The sequence below is a fragment of the Aquipuribacter hungaricus genome (assembly GCF_037860755.1).
GTDB classification, from domain to species: Bacteria; Actinomycetota; Actinomycetes; order Actinomycetales; family JBBAYJ01; genus Aquipuribacter; species Aquipuribacter hungaricus.
The window spans coordinates 1-610 of record NZ_JBBEOI010000522.1; the positions used below are offsets into that span (position 1 = coordinate 1).

Here is a 610-nt window from a genome sequence, read left to right on the forward strand (position 1 = left end):
CCCGCGCCCTCGGCGTGCCGGCCGAGGCCGTCCGCGACGGTCTGCGGGGCGCCGCGCTCCCGCCGCACCGGGCGGCTCCGCTCGGCGAGGTCGCCGGGGTCCGGTACGTCGACGACTCCAAGGCCACCAACCCGCACGCCGCCGACGCCTCCCTCGGCGCCTCCACCGACGTGGTGTGGGTCGCCGGCGGGCTCGCCAAGGGCGCCGCCTACGACGACCTCGTCCGGCGCCACGCGTCCCGGCTGCGCGCCGCGGTGCTCATCGGCGCCGACCGGGAGCTGGTCGCCGACGCCCTGCGCCGACACGCGCCCGAGGTCCCCGTCAGGCTCGTCGACCCCCCCGACACTGGGCGCGTGGGAGCACTCGACAGCGCCGGCGCCGCCCGGTTCATGGACCTGGTGGTGGCCGAGGCGGCCGCCCTCGCCGGCCCGGGGAGCACGGTGCTGCTCGCGCCCGCCGCGGCGTCGATGGACCAGTTCGCCTCCTACGTCGCCCGCGGCGAGGCCTTCGCCGGCGCGGTCCGCCGCGCCGCCGGGGGAGTCGCGTGACGACGCTGGACCCGCGCCCGCGCGCCCGGACGCAGCAGAGCCCCTCGGGCCGGGGCACCTCC

General features: G+C 80.3%; 1 protein-coding gene. It reads left to right on the top strand.

Translation table 11 applies throughout. The features are described from left to right. A partial coding sequence (locus WCS02_RS20965; RefSeq protein WP_340296237.1) for a glutamate ligase domain-containing protein occupies window positions 1–548 on the top strand: 548 nt, incomplete at its 5' end. Window positions 549–610 lie beyond the last annotated feature (62 nt).